The sequence below is a fragment of the Arthrobacter jiangjiafuii genome (assembly GCF_018622995.1).
Lineage (GTDB): Bacteria > Actinomycetota > Actinomycetes > Actinomycetales > Micrococcaceae > Arthrobacter_B > Arthrobacter_B jiangjiafuii.
Map to the genome: position 1 here is coordinate 2692747 of NZ_CP076022.1, position 17750 is coordinate 2710496.

Consider the following 17750-nt stretch of genomic DNA (forward strand, 5'->3'; position numbering starts at 1 on the left):
GCCGGTTGGAAGGATTCAGATCAGTTTCTGTGCGGCGAGGAAGTCCACCAGGCGGACACCGGCGTCGCCGTCGTCCGTAATAACGGTTCCGGCGGAGCGGGCCGGCCGGGGAGCGGATGCCGCAACCGTGGTCCAGGCACCGTCCAGTCCCACCTGGGAGGGATCGATCCCCAGATCCTGCAGCGACAGGACCGTGATGGTCTTCTTCTTGGCCGCCATGATGCCCTTGAAGTTGGGATAGCGCGGATCGTTGGCCTGGTCGGTGACGGAGACCAGCGCCGGCAGGGGCGCTTCCAGCGTCTCGGAGTAGGAATCACCGTTCCGGCGGGCGCGGACGACGGCGGCGCCGTCGTCGTCTGCCACCTCCAGCTCGGAGGCGAAGGTGACCTGGGCCAGCTGCAGCCGTTCGGCCAGCTGCGCCGGTACCAGTGAGGTCTCGCCGTCGGTGGAGGCCATGCCCGTCACCACGAGGTCGGGGATGCCCGGACCGCCCTCGGGGCCGCCCACCTGGGCCAGCGCGGCGGCGAGCACGAGCGAGGTGGCGGCTGCATCGGATCCGGCCAGGGCTGGGTCGTTTACGTGCACGCCCCGGTAGGCGCCAATCTGCAGGGCCTTCTTTACGGCATTCACTGCGGCGTCCGGCCCCATGGTCAGGGCGGTGACACTGTTTCCAGCGGCCTGTCCTCCACGGGCCTCGGCCAGCTGCAGGGCTGCTTCAAGCGCGTATTCGTCCAGCTCGGACAGGATGGACTCGGAACGGTCCAGGGTGTGGCCCGGCCCGGAGAGGTGCCGGTCAAACTGGGCATCGGGTACGTGCTTCACCAAAACGACAATGTTCAGGGGCCTGCTGGCTGATTCCTGCATGCGGGGCCTTTCTGCGTTGGAAACCTTTCCGGGCGCGGCTGTACCGGGCTCCGGAACCACCCGCGCAGGGCGACTGAATAAGCTAATCACACTGTCAGAGGCTCGGGTGCAGGTTTCGTGGTGGAAGAACCGGGCCGGTGAACGGCAAAGGGACTGCCCTCCCTGTGAGGAAGGCAGTCCCTGTGCCGTCTTGGATGTGCGCTGCTACTGGTCGGCTGAGTTGCCCAGCGTCACATCCGTGCTGTCGGTGCTGGTCCCGCGGGCGTAGTCGATGGTGACTTTGCTGCCCGCTGCCTGCATCCGGATGGCGGCCGTCAGCGACTGTGCGTCGGTGACGGGGATGCCGTTCACCGCGGTGATGACATCGCCGGTTTTCAGGCCGGCCTGCGCGGCGGGGGTGCCGGCCGCGGGGTTCTCGGCCACTTCAGCGCCCACCGTGAAGGTGGAGGAATCGGAGGCCGTGGCGGGGGTGACCGAAACACCGAGGAAGCCGTGCGTGGCCGAACCGTCGCGGATGATCTCCTGCGCCACCCGCTCGGCATAGCTGATCGGCACCGCAAACCCGACGCCGATACTGCCGCTTTCCTCGCTGGCGGAGGCAATGGCGACGTTGACACCGATGATGTCGCCGCTGGTGTTCACCAGGGCGCCGCCGGAGTTTCCGTGGTTGATGGCTGCATCCGTCTGGATGACGTCCAGGTAAATGGAGTTGCTGGCGCTGGTCTGGCTCTGGCTTGAGCCGTCCGGGGGTGCGAAGCGGAAGCCGTTGCCGTCATCCTCGCCGGACCCGTCCGACTCCGATTCGGGTGCCGCCGAGGATTGCACACTGATGGTGCGGTTAAGGGTGGAGACAATGCCGTCAGTAACGGTCCCGGCAAGACCCAAGGGGGCTCCGATGGCAATAACGGTATCTCCGACGTTGAGGTCGTCCGAATCCCCCAGGGTTGCGGGGGTGAGGTTGGGGGCGTCGACCTTGATGACGGCCAGGTCGGACAGTGGGTCGGTGCCCACGATGGTGGCAGCGAACACGCGCCCTTCGTTGTCCTGGACTTCGATGGTCGGAGAAGCCACCGTTCCGCCCAGCGTGACCACGTGGGTATTGGTGAGGATATGTCCGTCGTCGTCCAGGATGATCCCGGAGCCGGTGCCGGAGCCGCCGCTGGCCGAGACATCGATCGTGACCACGCTCGGGGAAGCCTTCACTGCTGCCGCCGTGACGGCGTTGACGCTGTCTTCGTTGTTGACCACCACGGACCGGGGCTGGCCGGAGCTTGAGGCCTGGGAATCGTTATCCAGCAGGGCATCGGCACCGACCGCGACACCGCCGCCCAGGAGCCCTGCAAGCAGCATCCCGGCCACCAGGGTCCCGGCGCCGAAGCGGCGGGGAGCCGATGCCGTGGCAGGGGCGTAGCCGGGGGTTCCGTACTGATGCTGCCCCTGGCCCGAACCGTAGAACGGCTGGTTTTGGGGCTGCGGCTGTGCGCCCGGATGGGCGGGCCCTGAGGGCGACGCGGGATCCGGGAACTGCTGCGTCTGGCGATCGTGCGCGCTGTCCCCTGCGGATCCGTCATTGGCTGAGGCAGGGTTGGATGAGGCAGGAGGGGCAGGCGGCTGGGGCGGCAGCGGACGCTGCGGGCCGTCGGTGCCCCCGTATTGCTCAGACATGTGCTGTCCTTTCCACATCGGTATGCGCGTCGAAGTTGTGCTTTCTCAACTATGACAGCACTTTCTGTGACCTGCGCCAGAGGTTCCTGAACGGTTCCTGAGAGTTAGCCGAAAGCGCAGCAGCGGCGGACGTGGTGGACTGGCTATCAGGCGAACCATAGAATCAAACCACGTGCCGGCCCGCCCGAAAGGGAGCCCCGGGCCCCGGCAGAACGCAGCGGATCGTCAGACGCCACGAGGAACCTGAGGACAATTTATGCGGTTGAAGACCAAGCGGCTAGCTGCCGTACTGGGTTTGAGTATTGCGGTGCTGACGGGTTCGGCCACCGCCGCCACGGCAGTGCCCCCGGTAACCATCCCGCCGGGACAGTTCGTGGTGGACGACGCCGCTGTGCTGGGTTCCGACGCCGCAGAGGTCCGTGAAGCGATCACGGAAACACGACAGGACAGCGGCTACACCCTCTTTGTGGTCTATGTGGATGAGTTCACGAATCCCTCGGATCCCGTTGCCTGGGGCGAGGAGGTGGTGGAGCGCGAGAATATGGGCGCCCGCGAGGTGCTGCTGAGCATCGCCACTGACAGCCGGGAGCTGCGGGTTTCGGTACCCGAGGGCTCCGCGCTCACCGAAGAGCAGGGCAATGCGGTGGTCGAAGCAGCCACCGACGAGCTGTTCGGCAAGGAGAGCATCAGCTCCGAAGACTGGGCTGCGGCAGCGGTCAGTGCAGCCGGCGCCCTCGAATCCGGGCGCAGCGGCAATTCCCGTGGCGGTTCCGCTGGCGGTTCCGGCGGCGGAGCCAGCCTGGCGCCGGTCCTCCTGATCGGCGGCATCGTGCTGCTGGGCGGCGGTGCAGCCTTCCTGTTCTTCCGCAGCCGCAGCAAGGGCGCCGTTACCGCCGGCCCCGCCCGCGGCGAGCCCGCCCCGCCCGTTGATCCGCTGGACGAACTCAGCGTGGCTGACCTGCGCAAGCGGGCAGGGAGTCTGCTGGTGGCGGCCGACGACGCCATCAAGTCCAGCGAGCAGGAGCTCGCCTTCGCGATGGCCTCCTACGGAGACGAGGCGGTGAAGACCTTCACCGAGGACCTGGCCGCGGCAAAGAACCACATGAGCGAATCGTTCAAGATGCAGCAGCAGCTGGATGACCATATTCCCGACACCGAGGCGCAGCAGCGCAGCTGGCTGAAGGACATCATCCGCCGGTGCGAGGCAGTTAACCAGTCCCTGCAGGCACACAAGGAAGACTTCGACGCGCTGCGGGAGCTGGAGAAGAACGCTCCCGCCGCCGTCGCCGAGGCACGCCGGAACGGTCAGTCCGCCGGCGGACGGCTCGATGCCGCGGAACGGTCCCTTGCCGAGCTGCGCCAGCGCTACGCGGATTCCGCGATCACCCAGATCTCCGACAACATCGAGCAGGCCCGCGAACGGCTGGAATTCGTCGAGAACGCCGCTTCCACAGCGCAGGTACGCCTAGATGAAGGCGACACGGCCGGAGCAGTGGTGGCAGTCCGGGCCGCCGAGGAGAGCGTCCACCAGTCCAACGTGCTGCTGGACGCGATCGAAAGAACCGGCCGTGAACTGGACTCCGCCCGGAACGAACTGCAGCGGGCGGTTGCCGATGCCCGGCAGGACCTGGCGCAGGCCCGCGCCGTCGCAGCCAACGGCGCCAACGCCGGCCTGGCCGGCCCGGTGGCCGGCGTGGAGGCAGCCTTGGCCGCCATTGAGCGGGAGGCAACGGTCAGGAACAACCCCGTGGACCTGCTCCGCCGGTTGGAAGCAGCCAATGCGCAGCTGGACACCGCCTTGGAAGGGATCCGGGACCAGCAGGAACAGGAACGGCGGGCGAGGGATTCCCTGCAGCACGCCGTGATGGCTGCGCAGGCTCAGATTTCCGGCACCTCCGACTACATCCGCGCCCGCCGGGGCGGTGTCGGCAGCGAGGCCAGGACCCGGCTTGCGGAGGCCGAGCGTAACCTCCAGCAGGCTATTGCCCTGCAGTCCTCGGACCCGGTCAGCGCGCTGGCCTACGCCCAGCAGGCCAATGCCCTGGCGGCGCAGGCAGCGGATATGGCCCAGCAGGACGTCGATGGGTTCGGCGGGATGGGCGGCGGCTTCGGCGGCGGCGGCATGTACGGCGGACGCGGCGGTGGTTCCGGTCTGGGTGGTGCCATCCTGGGCGGTATCCTCATCGACTCCATCCTCCGCGGCGGAGGCGGAGGCGGCGGCTGGGGCGGGGGCGGCTTCGGCGGCTTCGGCGGCGGTGGAGGCGGCGGCGGTTTCGGTGGCGGCGGCGGAAGCTTCTAGGCAAGGCATGCGGCACGAGGCACGACAATGAGATTTTTCAGCAGGTCCAGTTCGCACAATCGAAAGGCAGACACCGTGGTAAAGCAGTCAATCTTTGGACGTATCACCCAGCTGGCCAAGGCCAACATCAACGCCATCCTCGACCAGGCCGAGGACCCGCAGAAGATGCTGGACCAGATGGTCCGGGACTACAGCAACAACATCGCTGAGGCCGAAAGCGCCGTCGCCCAGACCATTGGCAACCTGCGCATGCTGCAGGATGACTACAACGAGGACATCCAGAACGCGCGAAACTGGGGCAACAAGGCGCTGGCCGCTTCCCGGAAGGCCGACGAATTCCGTGCCGCCGGCAACACCGCTGACGCACAGAAGTTCGACAACCTTGCCAAGGTGGCCATCCAGCGGCAGATGGCATCGGAGAACGAAGCCAAGGGTGCCGAGCCGACCATCGCCTCGCAGGAAGAAATCGTGGAACGGCTCAAGACCGGCCTGGACCAGATGAAGGGCAAGCTGAACCAGCTGCAGAGCAAGCGCGACGAACTGATTGCCCGTGCCCGCAACGCGCACGCGCAGACCCAGATGCACGAGGCCATGAAGAGCATCGACGTCATGGACTCCACCTCCGAGGTGGGACGTTTCGAAGAGAAGATCCGCCGCGAGGAAGCCAGGGTGCGTGGAGCCAACGAACTTGCGGCCTCCAGCCTGGACGCCCAGTTCGAGAGCCTGGAAGACCTGGGCGAGCAGACCGAGGTCGAGGCCCGTCTGGCCGCCCTGAAGAGCGCCGGATCCGGACAGTCTGCAATCGGCCAGAACTAGTCCCTGCTCTCCGGCCCGGACTGACGCCTCCCGCACCGAACGGGCGGCACCCGCTGTACCGGGTGCCGCCCGTTCGGCGTTTATGGTCGCCCTCTCCCCCAGAGGATGGCCAGCCGTTTCGGCCTAGCCGTTTCGACGGCGCAGTGCCCGCGTGCGGATGTGGCGTGGCAGGACCGCCCACAACAGCACCAGGACGATGGTGAAGGTGCCTGCCGCAATGAGTCCGACGCCGGACCCCAGCACCAAGTCGAAGATCAGCCCCAGCGTCCCGACCAGGATCAGGCCGACCAGGACAATGGTGATGCGCAGCAGCACATCGCTGCTGCGCACCAGCTCGGATTTGATCCGTTGTTGGAAAAATGTCCGGTGCATCACCACCGTCGCCATCAGCAGGGCGGTAATCAGCACCGACATGAGAACCAGGCTGAGGTACACCAGGACCTGCACCGGGGTAAGTTCCTGGAACCGGGGCTGGAAGGGAAGGGTGAGCAGGAAGCCGGTGAGGATCTGGATGCCGGTCTGAAGCACCCGCAGCTCCTGCAGCAGGTCGTTCCAGTTGCGGTCGGTTCTCTCCAGTGCGGTTTCCCTGCGCTCCACTGTCGAACCGGCCGGTTCAGCCGGTGTGTGGTCCTTGCCGTTATCTGCAGGCACTGCGCGTCTGCCCATGGTGGGAGTCTAGGCCGGGTGCCGGCCACAATGCAGAAAGTCCCGGTCAGCATTATCGCTGACCGGGACTTCCCGTTTTCTGCTATTTGGTTGCGGGGGCAAGATTTGAACTTGCGACCTCTGGGTTATGAGCCCAGCGAGCTACCGAACTGCTCCACCCCGCGGCGTGATAGTTAACTCTACCCGCCGCGGGGCCCGGCTGCAAATCGGCCCCTGCAACACCCGGCCGGAGCCGGGCCTTAGCCGCCCTCGGTCGGTGCGGGAGTCGCACCCTCCGTGGCACCGGTGGTTCCGCCGTCGGTCTTTCCGGCAGCAGCTTCCATGGCTTCCTGCGCCGCAATGGCGCGCTGGATGGCCTGGTTGAGCTTGTCCTGGGCTGCACCATAGGCTGCGAAGTCGTTCGCGGCCAGTGCGGATTGCCCCTCCTGGATGGCGGCACCGGCGTCGTCCAGCGCGGCGGCCAGATCGGCTTCGGCTGTGGTGTTGCCCGGAACCTCTCCGGTTCCGGTGCCCGGCGTCTGCCCGACATTCTCGGAGTCGCCGGTAATGGCACCGGAGTCTCCGCCGAAGACCTGGTTCAGCGCTTCGTCGAGGGTGGGAGCGAAGCCCACCTTCTCACCGAAGTTGACCAGCACGCGCTGCAGCGTCGGGTACGACGCGTCGCCGGAGGACTGCACGTAGACCGGCTGGACATAGAGCATGCCGCCGCCCACGGGCAGGGACAGCAGGTTGCCGTTGATAACCTCGGAGGCACCCTGGCGCAGCAGGTTCAGCGCATTGGAGACCGTCGGGTCGGAGTTGAACCGGTTCTGGGCCTGGCCCGGCCCCGGAACCACGGTGTCAGTCGGCAGCGACAGCAGCCGGAGCTTGCCGTAGTCCTCGCTCTTGACACCGGCCTCGCCGGTTCCCGCATCCGCCTCGGCGGACAGGAACCCGTACAGCACGTTACGGGCCTCGCCGTTGGGGGAAACGAAGGGAATGAACGGCGTGGTGAGTGAGAAGGCTGTCTCGTCCTGGCCCGGCATCTGCAGGGACAGATAGTACGGCGGCTGCTTCACATCGGAGTTCGCCACCGTCGGGTCGTTCGGAACGCTCCACGCGTCGTCGTTCTTGTAGAACGAATCGGCGTTGGTGACGTGGTACTTGCCCATGAGCTCGCGCTGGACCTTGAACTGATCCTCCGGGTAGCGTACGTGCGCCATCAGGTCCGCGGACATCTCGCTGTACGGCTTCAGCGTGGACGGGAAGACACTCTGCCAGGACTGCAGCAGCGGGTCCTCGTCATCCCAGGCGTACAGGGTCACGGAGCCGTCGTAGGCATCCACGGTGGCCTTGACCGCGTTGCGGATGTAGTTGACCTTATCCGCCGGCAGCGCTGCCGCGCCGGTGGTCAGGGAGTCGGTGGTGGCCGCCTGCAGTTCCTGCTGGGTGGAGTACGGGAAGTACTTGCTGGTCGTGTAGCCATCCACGATCCACTTCACCCGGCCGTCCACGACTGCGGGGTAGGCATTGCCGTCCACGGTCAGGTACGGGGCGACCTTCTCCACGCGTTCGCGCGGATCACGGTCGTAGAGGATCTGGGACTCGGGATTGATGGCATCCGAGAGGAGCAGTTCGGTGGACTGGAACTTGATGGCGTAGACCAGCTGGTTGAACAGGTTGCCCACGCTGGGGCCGCCCTCGCCGTCGAACGTGGTCTGGGACTCGGTATCGGATTCGCCGGTCTGCGGACGGTCGATCTCCTGGGGCGCCGATCCATCGGGTGCTCCCACCACCGAGTAATCGGGCGAGGACTCGCCAAAGTAGATGCGCGGCTCGTAGGTGCCAAGCACACCGGTGGACGGAATCTCGGATTCCATGAAGCTGGGCTTGCCGTCGGCCTGGACCGTGGAGCCGCGGGCCGCAACCACACCGTAGCCGTGCGTGTACAGGATGTGCTCGTTGACCCAGCCGGAGGGGACTCCTTCGGTGTTCAGTTCACGCACCGCAATCACGGTGTCCTGGACCTCGCCGTCGATTTCGTAGCGGTCAACATTCAGGGTTTCCGGGAACTGGTAGTACTGGCGGAACTGCTGCAGCTGCGAGAAGGCCGGGGAAACCACGTTCGGATCCAGCAGGCGGATGTTGGACGTGGTGCCTGAGTCTTTCTCCAGGGCCCGCGCGTTGGCTTCAACGGTGGCCTTGTAATCGATGACCTCGGTCTCGTCCAGGCCATAGGCCTCACGGGTCAGCTCGATGTTGCGCTGGATGTAAGGGGATTCCTTGCTCAGCTCCGAGGGCTTGACCTGGTACTGCTGGACGATCCAGGGATACACGCCGCCGGCCACAATGGCGGTGATGATCAGCATGGCGGTACCGATGATCGGCAGGCGCCACCGGCCGATAAACGCGGAAACGATGAACAGCAGGGCCACGATCACCGAGGCAACGGTGAGAATGGTCTTAGTGGGGATGACCGCTTCAACGTCCGTGTACAGGGCGCCGGTCCAGGTGCCGGAGGTGCTCAACAGGGTATCGAAGCGGTCCAGCCAGAAGTTGGCAGCCTGCAGGAGCAGGAAGGCCGCGGCGATCACGGCAATGTGGATGCGTGCCTGCCGGGAGGTGAAGATGCCCTTTTCCTCGAGGCGGATGCCGCCGTACAGGTAATGGGTGAGCAGGCCGGCAATACCGGAAATGACGACGACGCTGATCAGGAAGCCCACGATGAAGCCCAGGAACGGCAGCGTGTTGAGGTAAAAGCTGAAGTCCAGGCCGAATTCGGGATCGGTCTGGCCGAACTCCCGGCGGTTGAAGAACAACAGCGCCTGCTGCCACATGGACATGGCTGCAGTGCCGGCAAAGCCGCCGACGACGACGGGGATGCCGATCATCAGGAGCTTGCGGACCGGCTCCAGCTGGGCCTGGTAGCGGTTCAGGTTATCCTGCAGGGCGCTGTCCGGAGCATAGACCGGGCGGGAGACATAGGCCGCGCGGATGCTGGCGAAGACGCAGCCGGCCATCACGATGAATGCAGCGGCGAACATGGCGATCCGCGTCAGGTTTTCCTTGACGAAGACCTCGAGGTAGCCCAGCTGGTTGTACCAGAGGATATCGGCGTACACCTGGGAGAAGTAGACGAAGCCCACCACCAGTACGGCCACCACGATCAGGGTGGCAATCAGGGGGCTGGGGCCGCGCCTGTTGCCCTGGCGGGTGCCCGTACGCGGGGTTGGTCGGGAGAATGGGCCGTTTGGTCCGGAAGTCACTTTTACCTCATCGTTCGGTGCGTCGGTCCACGGTGCCTGCTATGGGATGCGATGGACATTTTTTTGTCCCCTTTGCAAGTTGCCGTGCATTTCTCATTCTGCCTTGTCTTCGTTGCGCCGGACCACTGGGACGGGATGACGCTACGAACCTTTTCACGATCGTGATGCGACGCCCGCACGATTCCGGGCCTTCCTAGCCCGCCGCGCACTGCGGCAGGTCCGCCGGATTGGTGCCGGATGCGAGCGCCTGAACCGCGCTGCGTGCCTCATCCAGCGTGGCAACCCGGACGACGCCGAGTCCGTCGGGGATGTTCCCCACGACCTCCCCGCAGTTGTCCGCCGGGGCCAGGAAGAACTGCGCACCGGCGTCGGAGGCGCCCACCATCTTCTGCTGGATCCCGCCGATCGCACCGATGTTCCCGGCCGAGTCGATGGTGCCCGTGCCGGCGAAGTGCTTTCCGCCGGTCAGCTGCTCCGGGGTCAGCCGGTCCACGATGCCCAGGGCGAACATCATGCCCGCGGACGGACCGCCGACATTGTCCAGGGCAATGGTCACCTCAAAGGGAAACTCGAAACTGGTGGCCAGGAAAATCCCCAGCTGATAGTTGCCGTTTTCCCCCTGCTCCGGGGTGATCGACGCCGACTGCTCCACGCCGTCGCGCCGGAACCCGACCTCGACGGGCTCGCCCGCGCTGTCCTGCAGCTGCGTGCGCAGGGTATCGATCCCGTCAATGTCCGTGCCGTCCACCCGGACCAGGGCGTCTCCTGCCTGCAGGCTGCCGGCGGCGGGGGACCCCTCCACCAGTTCGGCTACGGAGAGCTCCTCGGTGAAGGGGATGTCCAGCTCGCGCAGCGCCGCGGCGACGGCAGCTTCCTGCGAGGAGGTCATCGCTGCGGCGTTCTGTTCGTCCACGTCCTCCCCCGTAGTGCCACGCGGATAGACGAACTCCTCGGGAACGACGGCGTCCTGGGGGTCCAGCCAGGCGCCGACGGCTTCCAGGAAGCCCATGTTGGAGCCGGGGCCGCCGGCCACATAGACAGTGGTCAAATCCAGTTCCCCGTTTGTGGGATAGCTGGTGCGGCCTTCGATCTCGATGAGCGGCGTTTCCCCGCCGGAGTCGTTTTTCACGGTACCCACCGTATTGAAGGTGGGGCCCGGGGACTCCACCACATACGGTGCCGGCAGGAACAGGGCGGCGGCGCCCAGACCCAGGGCCAGCGCCGCGCAGACCGTCATTGCACGGGAGCGCGGGTCGGCCCGGTACGGAGCAGCTTCCCGGAAGGGGGCGGGTGACACGGGAGGGTCATGCGGACGATCTGAGGGGCGCAAGCGGCCAACCCTTTTCTGAGACGGGAAGCCGGGCAGTGCTCTGCGGCGGCTGACACGGCGGATACTGCCACCAGCCTACGCCCCGGCGCCTTCCGGCGGCGGGGATTTGCGGCCCAGGGTCTTTGCCGTCAGCGAACGGATCATCGAATGCAGGACAGGATTCAGGAGCTGCCGGTAACGTGGGGAAACCAGGGCCGTTACGCAACGGCCGTGGTCCGGAGCAGCCAGAGCCCTTACCGAACGCCCTGCCTGCGCCGGATTATGCACATAAATCTTCCACAGGACCGGTGGTATCCATGAGCTCCAACCCTTCCGACTCCGGGGACAACCCCCAGGATCCGCTCTCCGAGATGCTCGCCAAGCTCTTCGGCGGAGCAGGCGCGGGCGGTATGGATCCGCAGGAACTGGCCAAGGCAGCAGGACTGCCCTCGGACCCCAACGCCATGGCGATGATGATGCAGCAGGTTCAGGCCATGTTCACCGCTTCCTCCGAGGGCCCGGTCAACTGGCAGCTGGCCAAGGACAACGCCCGCCGGGTCGCCGCCACCGACAGTGATCCCTCCGTGCAGCCGGCGCAGAGCCGGGAAGTGGACGAAGCGCTGCGCCTGGCCCAGCTGTGGCTCGATCCGGTGACCGACTTTGCCACGACATCAGCGCTGGGCAAGGCCTGGAGCCGGGCGGAATGGGTAGAGGCCACCATGGACTCCTGGAAGCGGTTGACCGAGCCGGTGGCCGTGAGCATCTCCCAGGCACTCTCCAACGCCATCACGACCCAGCTGCCCGAGGAAATGAAGGCGATGATGGGTGGCGCCTCGTCCATGCTGGCCAACATGGGTGGTGCCATGTTCGGCATCCAGCTGGGCCAGGCCGTCGGCGCCCTGTCCAAGGAAGTAGTCAGCTCCACCGACATCGGCCTTCCGCTGGCCGGCGGAACCATGGCGCTGCTCCCGGCGAACGTTGCCAAATTCGGTGAGGGCCTGGACATCCCCGAGGCTGAGATCCGCCTCTACCTGGCTGTCCGCGAAGCAGCCCACGCCAGCCTGTTCGCGAATGCCCCGTGGCTGTCCTCGCACCTTTTCGGCACCATCGAAAGTTATGCCCGCGGCATCCACATCGATGTATCCAAGATCGAGGAAGTCGCCCGGGACCTGGACCCCTCCAATCCGGAGTCCATTCAGGAAGCCCTCTCCGGCGGCGTTTTCCAGCCGGAGCGGACCCCTGCCCAGTCGGCCGCACTGGAGCGCCTCGAAACGGCACTGGCCCTGGTGGAGGGCTGGGTGGATGAAGTCACCGCTGCCGCCACCGTCAACCTTCCGTCCGCGGGCGCCCTGCGGGAAATGATCCGGCGCCGCCGGGCCAGTGGTGGTCCCGCCGAGCACACGTTCTCCTCATTGGTGGGCCTGGAACTGCGGCCGCGCCGGCTCCGTGACGCAGCTGCTCTGTGGTCGCAGCTGCGCGAGGAACGGGGCATCGAAGGGCGCGACGCCGTCTGGGAGCACCCCGACCTCATGCCGACATCCAAGGACCTGGATGATCCGAAGGGCTTCAGCAAGCGCCGCGAACTGCTCGAAGCGTCCGATTCCGACGTCGATGCAGCCCTGACGCGCCTGCTCAACGGTGACTTCGACACCCCTGAGCCGGATGCGGACAGTTCGGATAGCTCCGATAATTCCGACAGCTCCGACACCACCCCCGGCGAGGGGAATGATCCCGGCGATAACGGCAAAGACGACGACGGCGACGCGCCCGAGGGCGGCCGGCCCCAGGCCTGATCCGCAACAGCCCAACTGACGGTGTTGCTGACGGCGGTCGGGAGGTTCCTTACCGGACCTTCCCGGCCGCCGTCGTCGTTCCCGGTAGCGCTTCGTCTGGTCCGCCTAGTCTTCAGGGGGCTCGTCGGCTCCCTGGTCTTCCGTCATGGGGCCTTCCAGGCCGCGGGAGCTGGCAAAGGCCGCGCCCGAGAGGTAGGCCTTGGCTGTTTCCGTCTGCGGGTAGGACGCCAGCAGGCGCCAGAACGCAGCGGAGTGCGACGGCTCGATCAGATGTGCCAGCTCGTGGAGCAGCACGTAGTCCACCACCCATCCGGGCATGCCCTGCAGCTTGTCGGAGAGCCGGATGGTTCCGCGGGCCGGCGTGGCCGACCCCCAGCGCGAGTTCTGGTTGCTGACCCACCGGACGGACACCGGCTGTGCCTCGCCGTTGAGGTAGCGCCGGGACAGCTCGGCCGCGCGGGCGGCGAGTTCTTCCGGAGCGGACTGCGGATCCGCGAGCGGGGAGCGGGCCGTGCGCTGTTCCAGGCGCACCACCATGCGCTGGACCCATTCGGCTTCCTGGGCGTGGGTGAAGTGCGCCGGAATCGAAATGATGGCCTTTCCATCCCGGAAGGCCGCGTTCACCGTGCGCCGGCGCTTGGCCGAACGGCGGACTTCAATGGGAATACCGGTGCTGGTCACCGACGGAACGGCGGCGGCGGGCCGTTGGACGCGGTGTTTCGAGCTAGGCAGATCTCCTGAAGGCATGGCTTAACCCTAGGCGAGGCGCTGCCGGGCCCGTGCGCCTGTGGATAACCCCGGAGCGGCTTCCTTCCGAGGTGCCAAGATGGCGGAGCCGGGGCCGGCGGGCCCGCAGCCGGAGAGCTGCTACGGCATGGCCGGTTTCCGACAGGAGGATTCGCACATGAGGATCAATCCCGGGCTTCACGTGGTGGAGCTCTCCCGGGCAGCCCGCCAGTTCGGGCTGGGGCCGGACGCCCTGGTGCTGCGCGGACTGCAGGATAGCGATCTGGCGTTCCTCGCGGCGCTGCGCAGCGGGCTGCCCGACGGCGCGGAGGCCGCCGCGGCCAGCCGCTGTTCGGTTCCCGCGCAGCGTGCCAGGTCGCTGACCCAGGCCCTGGCCCCGGTCCTGCTCCCCTGTCCGGGCCCCGGCGCACCGGACCGGTCCGGCCCCTCGATTCCCGGCTTGCGCTCGGAACGGCTGGCCGGGGACAGCGACCGCCTTTCGGCTGCGTACCGGCTGGACGGCTCAGTGTTTATGCGCAGCCGGGCACGTGCCGCAGTGGAGGTCTCCGGGCTGGGGCGGATCGGTTCCCTGCTGGCCCGGACCCTGGCTTCCGCCGGGGTGGGCACCCTGGTCCTGTCCGATCCGGGTGTGGTGCTGCCGGTCGACATTGGTCCCGGCTACCCGCTGACGGACCTGGGCATGGGGCGGGCGCAGGCAGTGAAGCGGCAGATCTACCGGCTCGACCCCACTGTCCAGGTCCTGCCGAACGCCGCCCGGACCCCGGGCCTGCAGCCGGCGCACCTGGACCTGGCGGTCAGCATCGGCGGACCGCCGATAGCAGGACGCGCTCCGGGCAGGCCGGCACGCGAGCACCCCCACCTCGCGGTGACGGTCCAGGAGACGGGCGTGGACATCGGCCCGCTGGTGGTCCCCGGGCTCACCCCCTGCCTCGAGTGCCTGGAGCTGGCGCTGGCCGGCGGCGACCTGAACTGGTACGCCGCAGCCGAAGCCCTCGGCCGGGGCGGGGCCGAAGCAGTGCCGGCCGGGGAGGAAGGCGCCGGCGCCGTACTGGCCGCCGGAGCCGCCGCAGTGCAGGTGCTGGCCTTCCTGGACGGCGTGGTGCAGCCGACCACCTGGTCGGCGGTCCTGGCCCTGCGGGCTGCCGACGGGCACCTCGGCCTGAAAAAGCTGCGCTTTCACCCCGAGTGCGGCTGCCGGCTGCAGCTGCAGGATTCCCCGGCCGCTTCGTAGCAGCTGCGGGAATCCATCCCGCAGCGCTAATTGGCGGCCAGCACCTGCAGGACCGCCTCGCCGTAGCGCTCAAGCTTGGACGGCCCCACGCCGGGCAGCGTGGCGAGCCGGTTCAGGGACGGCGGGCGGTCTTCGGCGATGGCCACCAGCGTGGCGTCGGTGAAGACCACGAACGCCGGGACGCCGGCTTCCGCGGCTGCCTCGCGGCGCCACTCCCGCAGTGCCTCAAAGGTGCTTTCCTCGTAGGTCACGGGGCAGTCCCCGCAGCGCCCCACCTTGCGTTCGGCGCCGGTCTCCAGCAGGGATCCGCAGACCCGGCATTTGGCCGGACCGCTGGCCTTGCGCCGCGAGACGGCCTTGGGCGCCACCGAGCGCTGCACGTCGCGGGCAGTCTGCGGGCGCAGGCCGTCCAGGAACCGGGAAGGCTTCCGGTTGGCCCGGCCGCCCGGAGTGCGCGCCGTGGACCAGGACAGGTTCAGATGGACGCGGGCACGGGTGATGCCCACGTACAGCAGCCGCCGCTCCTCATCCACCGCTTCGGGGGTATCCGCGAAGGAGATGGGCATCAGGCCCTCGCTCAGGCCCACGAGGAACACCGCATCCCACTCCAGGCCCTTGGCCGAGTGCAGCGACGCCAGCGTGACGCCCTGGACCGTGGGAGCATGCTGGGCGGCAGCGCGCTCCTCCAGCTCCGCCACGAAATCCATCAGCGTGAAGATGGAATCCGGATCCTGCGTCCGGGTGGTGTGCAGTTCATCGGCCAGCGAGACCAGGGCAGCGAGCGACTCCCACTTTTCCCGCACCGCTCCACCGCCGTCCGGTGCCTCCGGGGTGTAGCCCAGGGACACCAGGATGTCCCGGACCAGCTGGGGCACCGGCTCGTTGCCCACCGAGCGGGAGGCGGAGCGCAGCTGCAGCATCGCGTCGCGGACCTCGCGGCGGGCAAAGAACCGTTCGCCGCCGCGCAGCTGGTAGCCGATGCCGGCGGTGGCCAGGGCCTGCTCATACGCCTGGGACTGCCCGTTGGTGCGGAACAGGATGGCAATCTCGGCAGGCTGCACGCCCTCCTTGATCAGCGCCTTGATGCGTTCGGCCACGGAGGCGGCCTCGGCGTCGTCGTCGGCGCACTCGGTAAAGGTGGGTTCCGGACCGGCCGGACGCTGGGCGATCAGCTCCAGCGGTTTGGGCCAGGGCGGGGCGAACCGCGAGCGCTCGCCCTCGGCGGTGCGGGCGGCCAGGATGCGGTTGGCCAGGCCCACCACCTGCGGAGTGGACCGGTAGTCGCGGACCAGCTTGACGATGGGCGCATCCGGGAAACGGGACGGGAAGCCCAGGAGGTGCTTGGAGGTGGCGCCGGTGAAGGAGTAGATGGTCTGGCTGGAATCGCCCACCACGCACAACTCGTCGCGTCCGCCGAGCCACAAATCCAGGAGCCGCTGCTGCAGCGGGGAAACATCCTGGTACTCATCCACCACGAAGTGCCGGTACTGGTCCCGCACGGTCGCCGCCACGCGGGGGTCTTCCTGCAGGATCCCCACGGTGATCAGCAGGACGTCCTCGAAGTCGATGACGTTGCGGTCCACCTTCACGTCTTCGTAGGCCTGGAAAATCCGGGAGATGGCGATGTGGTCAAAGCCGGCCGGGGCGTCCCGGTCCTTGGCTGCCGAAACGTAACTCTCGGGCGTGAGCATGGAAACCTTGGCCCACTCGATCTCGGCTGCGACGTCGCGGATGGCGGCCCGGTCGGTGGACAGCCGCAGCCGGCGGGCGGCCTCGGCGATGAACTGGGCCTTGTGGCTGAGCAGGTCAGGCATCTGGCCGCCCACGGTCTGCGGCCAGAAATACTGCAGCTGCTTCAGCGCTGCCGCGTGGAAGGTCTTGGCCTGCACCCCGCCGGCGCCCAGGTCCCGAAGGCGGGTCCGCATTTCCGCGGCGGCGCGGGCGGTGAAGGTTACGGCCAGCACGCGCTGGGGCTTGTACACGCCGGTGTGCACACCGTAGGCCATCCGGTGCGTGATGGCCCGGGTCTTACCGGTGCCGGCGCCGGCCAGGACACACAGCGGACCGGTCAGGGAGGTGGCGACTTCACGCTGTTCGTCATCCAGGCCCGCGAGGATGCGGGATTCGACGGTTTCAGCGCTCATGCGCGGGCTCCGGCATCCGGTTCGGCGATGGGGCCGCCGTACCATTGTTCGATCAGGTTCCGGGCAATGGAGATGCCGCCGGCAATGGTGATTTCGCCGCTGGCCACGGCCTCCCCCAGCTCCTGCCGGGTGAACCAGCGGACATCGGAGATTTCGACGCCGTCGGGCGTGGCCGCAGGGTCCTCGGTGCGGGCGGTGAAGCCAAGCATCAGCGAACACGGGAACGGCCAGGGCTGCGAGCCCATGTACTGCGGCGAGTGGACCCTCAGCCCGGATTCCTCGGCGACCTCACGGATGACGGCGCCCTCAAGGGATTCCCCGGGCTCGACAAAGCCCGCGAGCGTGGAGTAGCGGTTGCCCTTCCATGCGGCGGCGGAGCCGAGCAGCAGCCGGTCCGCAGGATCGGTGATCGCCACGATGATGGCCGGATCGGTCCGCGGGAAGTGCTGGCTGCCGTCTTCGGTGCACCGGCGGACCCAGCCGCCCTGTTCGGGAACGGTGGGAGCTCCGCAGCGCGGGCAGTGGGTGTGGGTGGCGTGCCAGTTGGAAATGGCGGCGGCCTCCACGAACAAGGCGGTGTCCAGTTCGCCCAGCAGCACCGCGGCGTCGCGCAGCGATGCCCAGCGGGCGCCGTCGTTCTCCAGCAGCGGATCCTCCTGTGCCAGGGTCACCAGCACGACGTCGGTGCCGGCCGGTTCCTGTGCGTCGGCCAGGGTGCGGCCCAGATAGACGGGAACGGCGCCGAAGCCGGACTCCGCCACCGGGGAAAGCACCACCTCGGTGTCGCTGATCAGTGCCCTGCCGCCGGCCATGTACATGACCCGGGTGGCGGGCCCGGTACGGATCTGTTCAAAGAGATCCGCCGCGATCCGGCGGTCCGAACCGCGGTCCACGGCGGTGCGGGCCAGCGGCAAGATTCCGAGTGGGGGGATGACTGCTACCGGTGCTGGGCTGCTCATGCCTCTACCGTA

The 17750-nt window shown here is 67.3% G+C and carries 12 protein-coding genes and 1 tRNA gene; 4 read left to right on the forward strand and 9 right to left on the reverse strand.

Annotation, left to right across the window (positions count from 1 at the left end; genetic code table 11):
- Positions 1-15: 15 nt before the first annotated feature.
- Both KKR91_RS12595 and KKR91_RS12600 read right to left on the reverse strand, forming a co-directional pair.
- Complete coding sequence (locus tag KKR91_RS12595) at positions 16-864, reverse strand: electron transfer flavoprotein subunit beta/FixA family protein (protein WP_210231210.1); 849 nt, start codon at positions 862-864, stop codon at positions 16-18.
- Positions 865-1068: 204 nt separating this feature from the next.
- Positions 1069-2529 carry a S1C family serine protease gene (locus KKR91_RS12600; protein ID WP_210231209.1) on the reverse strand — a complete coding sequence of 487 codons (1461 nt, stop codon included), beginning with the start codon at positions 2527-2529 and terminating at the stop codon, positions 1069-1071.
- A 256-nt stretch (positions 2530-2785) separates the two neighbouring features.
- Between KKR91_RS12600 and KKR91_RS12605 the strand changes: the two genes are divergently transcribed.
- Together KKR91_RS12605 and KKR91_RS12610 are read left to right on the forward strand one after the other, a co-directional pair.
- Positions 2786-4828 (forward strand): TPM domain-containing protein, encoded by a 2043-nt coding sequence (locus KKR91_RS12605; RefSeq protein WP_210231208.1) that lies wholly within the window; start codon positions 2786-2788, stop codon positions 4826-4828.
- Positions 4829-4903: 75 nt separating this feature from the next.
- The gene (locus KKR91_RS12610) at positions 4904-5644 is read left to right on the forward strand and encodes a PspA/IM30 family protein (RefSeq protein WP_210231207.1); all 741 of its coding nucleotides are present in this window, start codon (positions 4904-4906) and stop codon (positions 5642-5644) included.
- Positions 5645-5767: 123 nt separating this feature from the next.
- Here the strand turns inward: KKR91_RS12610 and KKR91_RS12615 are convergent, their stop codons facing one another.
- The 4 genes from KKR91_RS12615 to KKR91_RS12630 form a co-directional block, all read right to left on the reverse strand.
- Positions 5768-6310 (reverse strand): DUF6328 family protein, encoded by a 543-nt coding sequence (locus KKR91_RS12615; protein ID WP_237687371.1) that lies wholly within the window; start codon positions 6308-6310, stop codon positions 5768-5770.
- An 87-nt stretch (positions 6311-6397) separates the two neighbouring features.
- Positions 6398-6474 (reverse strand) — tRNA-Met (locus KKR91_RS12620).
- A 75-nt stretch (positions 6475-6549) separates the two neighbouring features.
- Positions 6550-9555 carry a UPF0182 family membrane protein gene (locus tag KKR91_RS12625; protein ID WP_210231206.1) on the reverse strand — a complete coding sequence of 1002 codons (3006 nt, stop codon included), beginning with the start codon at positions 9553-9555 and terminating at the stop codon, positions 6550-6552.
- Positions 9556-9748: 193 nt separating this feature from the next.
- Entirely contained in the window at positions 9749-10852 is a 1104-nt protein-coding gene (locus tag KKR91_RS12630; RefSeq protein ID WP_237687372.1) for a YlbL family protein, read from the reverse strand.
- Between the two features lie 329 nt (positions 10853-11181).
- On the opposite strand from KKR91_RS12630, the gene KKR91_RS12635 reads away from it, so the two are divergent.
- Positions 11182-12657, forward strand: coding sequence for a zinc-dependent metalloprotease (locus tag KKR91_RS12635; protein ID WP_210231205.1), 1476 nt, complete (start codon positions 11182-11184; stop codon positions 12655-12657).
- A 105-nt stretch (positions 12658-12762) separates the two neighbouring features.
- On the opposite strand, the gene KKR91_RS12640 is transcribed toward KKR91_RS12635, so the two are convergent.
- Positions 12763-13404, reverse strand: coding sequence for a M48 metallopeptidase family protein (locus tag KKR91_RS12640; RefSeq protein WP_210231204.1), 642 nt, complete (start codon positions 13402-13404; stop codon positions 12763-12765).
- A 157-nt stretch (positions 13405-13561) separates the two neighbouring features.
- On the opposite strand from KKR91_RS12640, the gene KKR91_RS12645 reads away from it, so the two are divergent.
- The gene (locus KKR91_RS12645) at positions 13562-14635 is read left to right on the forward strand and encodes a ThiF family adenylyltransferase (RefSeq protein ID WP_210231203.1); all 1074 of its coding nucleotides are present in this window, start codon (positions 13562-13564) and stop codon (positions 14633-14635) included.
- Between the two features lie 26 nt (positions 14636-14661).
- On the opposite strand, the gene KKR91_RS12650 is transcribed toward KKR91_RS12645, so the two are convergent.
- Entirely contained in the window at positions 14662-16779 is a 2118-nt protein-coding gene (locus KKR91_RS12650) for an ATP-dependent DNA helicase UvrD2 (protein ID WP_237687373.1), read from the reverse strand.
- On the reverse strand, positions 16776-17738 hold the full coding sequence (gene nudC, locus KKR91_RS12655) for an NAD(+) diphosphatase (RefSeq protein WP_210231201.1): 963 nt from the start codon (positions 17736-17738) through the stop codon (positions 16776-16778). Before nudC ends, KKR91_RS12650 begins: the two co-directional genes overlap by 4 nt.
- Positions 17739-17750: the final 12 nt, after the last annotated feature.

Excerpts from the sequence above, each read along its gene's own strand:
- KKR91_RS12595 (WP_210231210.1), bottom strand. The coding sequence starts at position 864 with ATGCAGGAATCAGCCAGCAGGCCCCTGAACATTGTCGTTTTGGTGAAG.
- KKR91_RS12600 (WP_210231209.1), bottom strand. The coding sequence starts at position 2,529 with ATGTCTGAGCAATACGGGGGCACCGACGGCCCGCAGCGTCCGCTGCCG.
- KKR91_RS12605 (WP_210231208.1), top strand. The coding sequence starts at position 2,786 with ATGCGGTTGAAGACCAAGCGGCTAGCTGCCGTACTGGGTTTGAGTATT.
- KKR91_RS12615 (WP_237687371.1), bottom strand. The coding sequence starts at position 6,310 with ATGGGCAGACGCGCAGTGCCTGCAGATAACGGCAAGGACCACACACCG.
- KKR91_RS12635 (WP_210231205.1), top strand. The coding sequence starts at position 11,182 with ATGAGCTCCAACCCTTCCGACTCCGGGGACAACCCCCAGGATCCGCTC.
- KKR91_RS12640 (WP_210231204.1), bottom strand. The coding sequence starts at position 13,404 with ATGCCTTCAGGAGATCTGCCTAGCTCGAAACACCGCGTCCAACGGCCC.
- KKR91_RS12645 (WP_210231203.1), top strand. The coding sequence starts at position 13,562 with ATGAGGATCAATCCCGGGCTTCACGTGGTGGAGCTCTCCCGGGCAGCC.
- KKR91_RS12650 (WP_237687373.1), bottom strand. The coding sequence starts at position 16,779 with ATGAGCGCTGAAACCGTCGAATCCCGCATCCTCGCGGGCCTGGATGAC.
- nudC (WP_210231201.1), bottom strand. The coding sequence starts at position 17,738 with ATGAGCAGCCCAGCACCGGTAGCAGTCATCCCCCCACTCGGAATCTTG.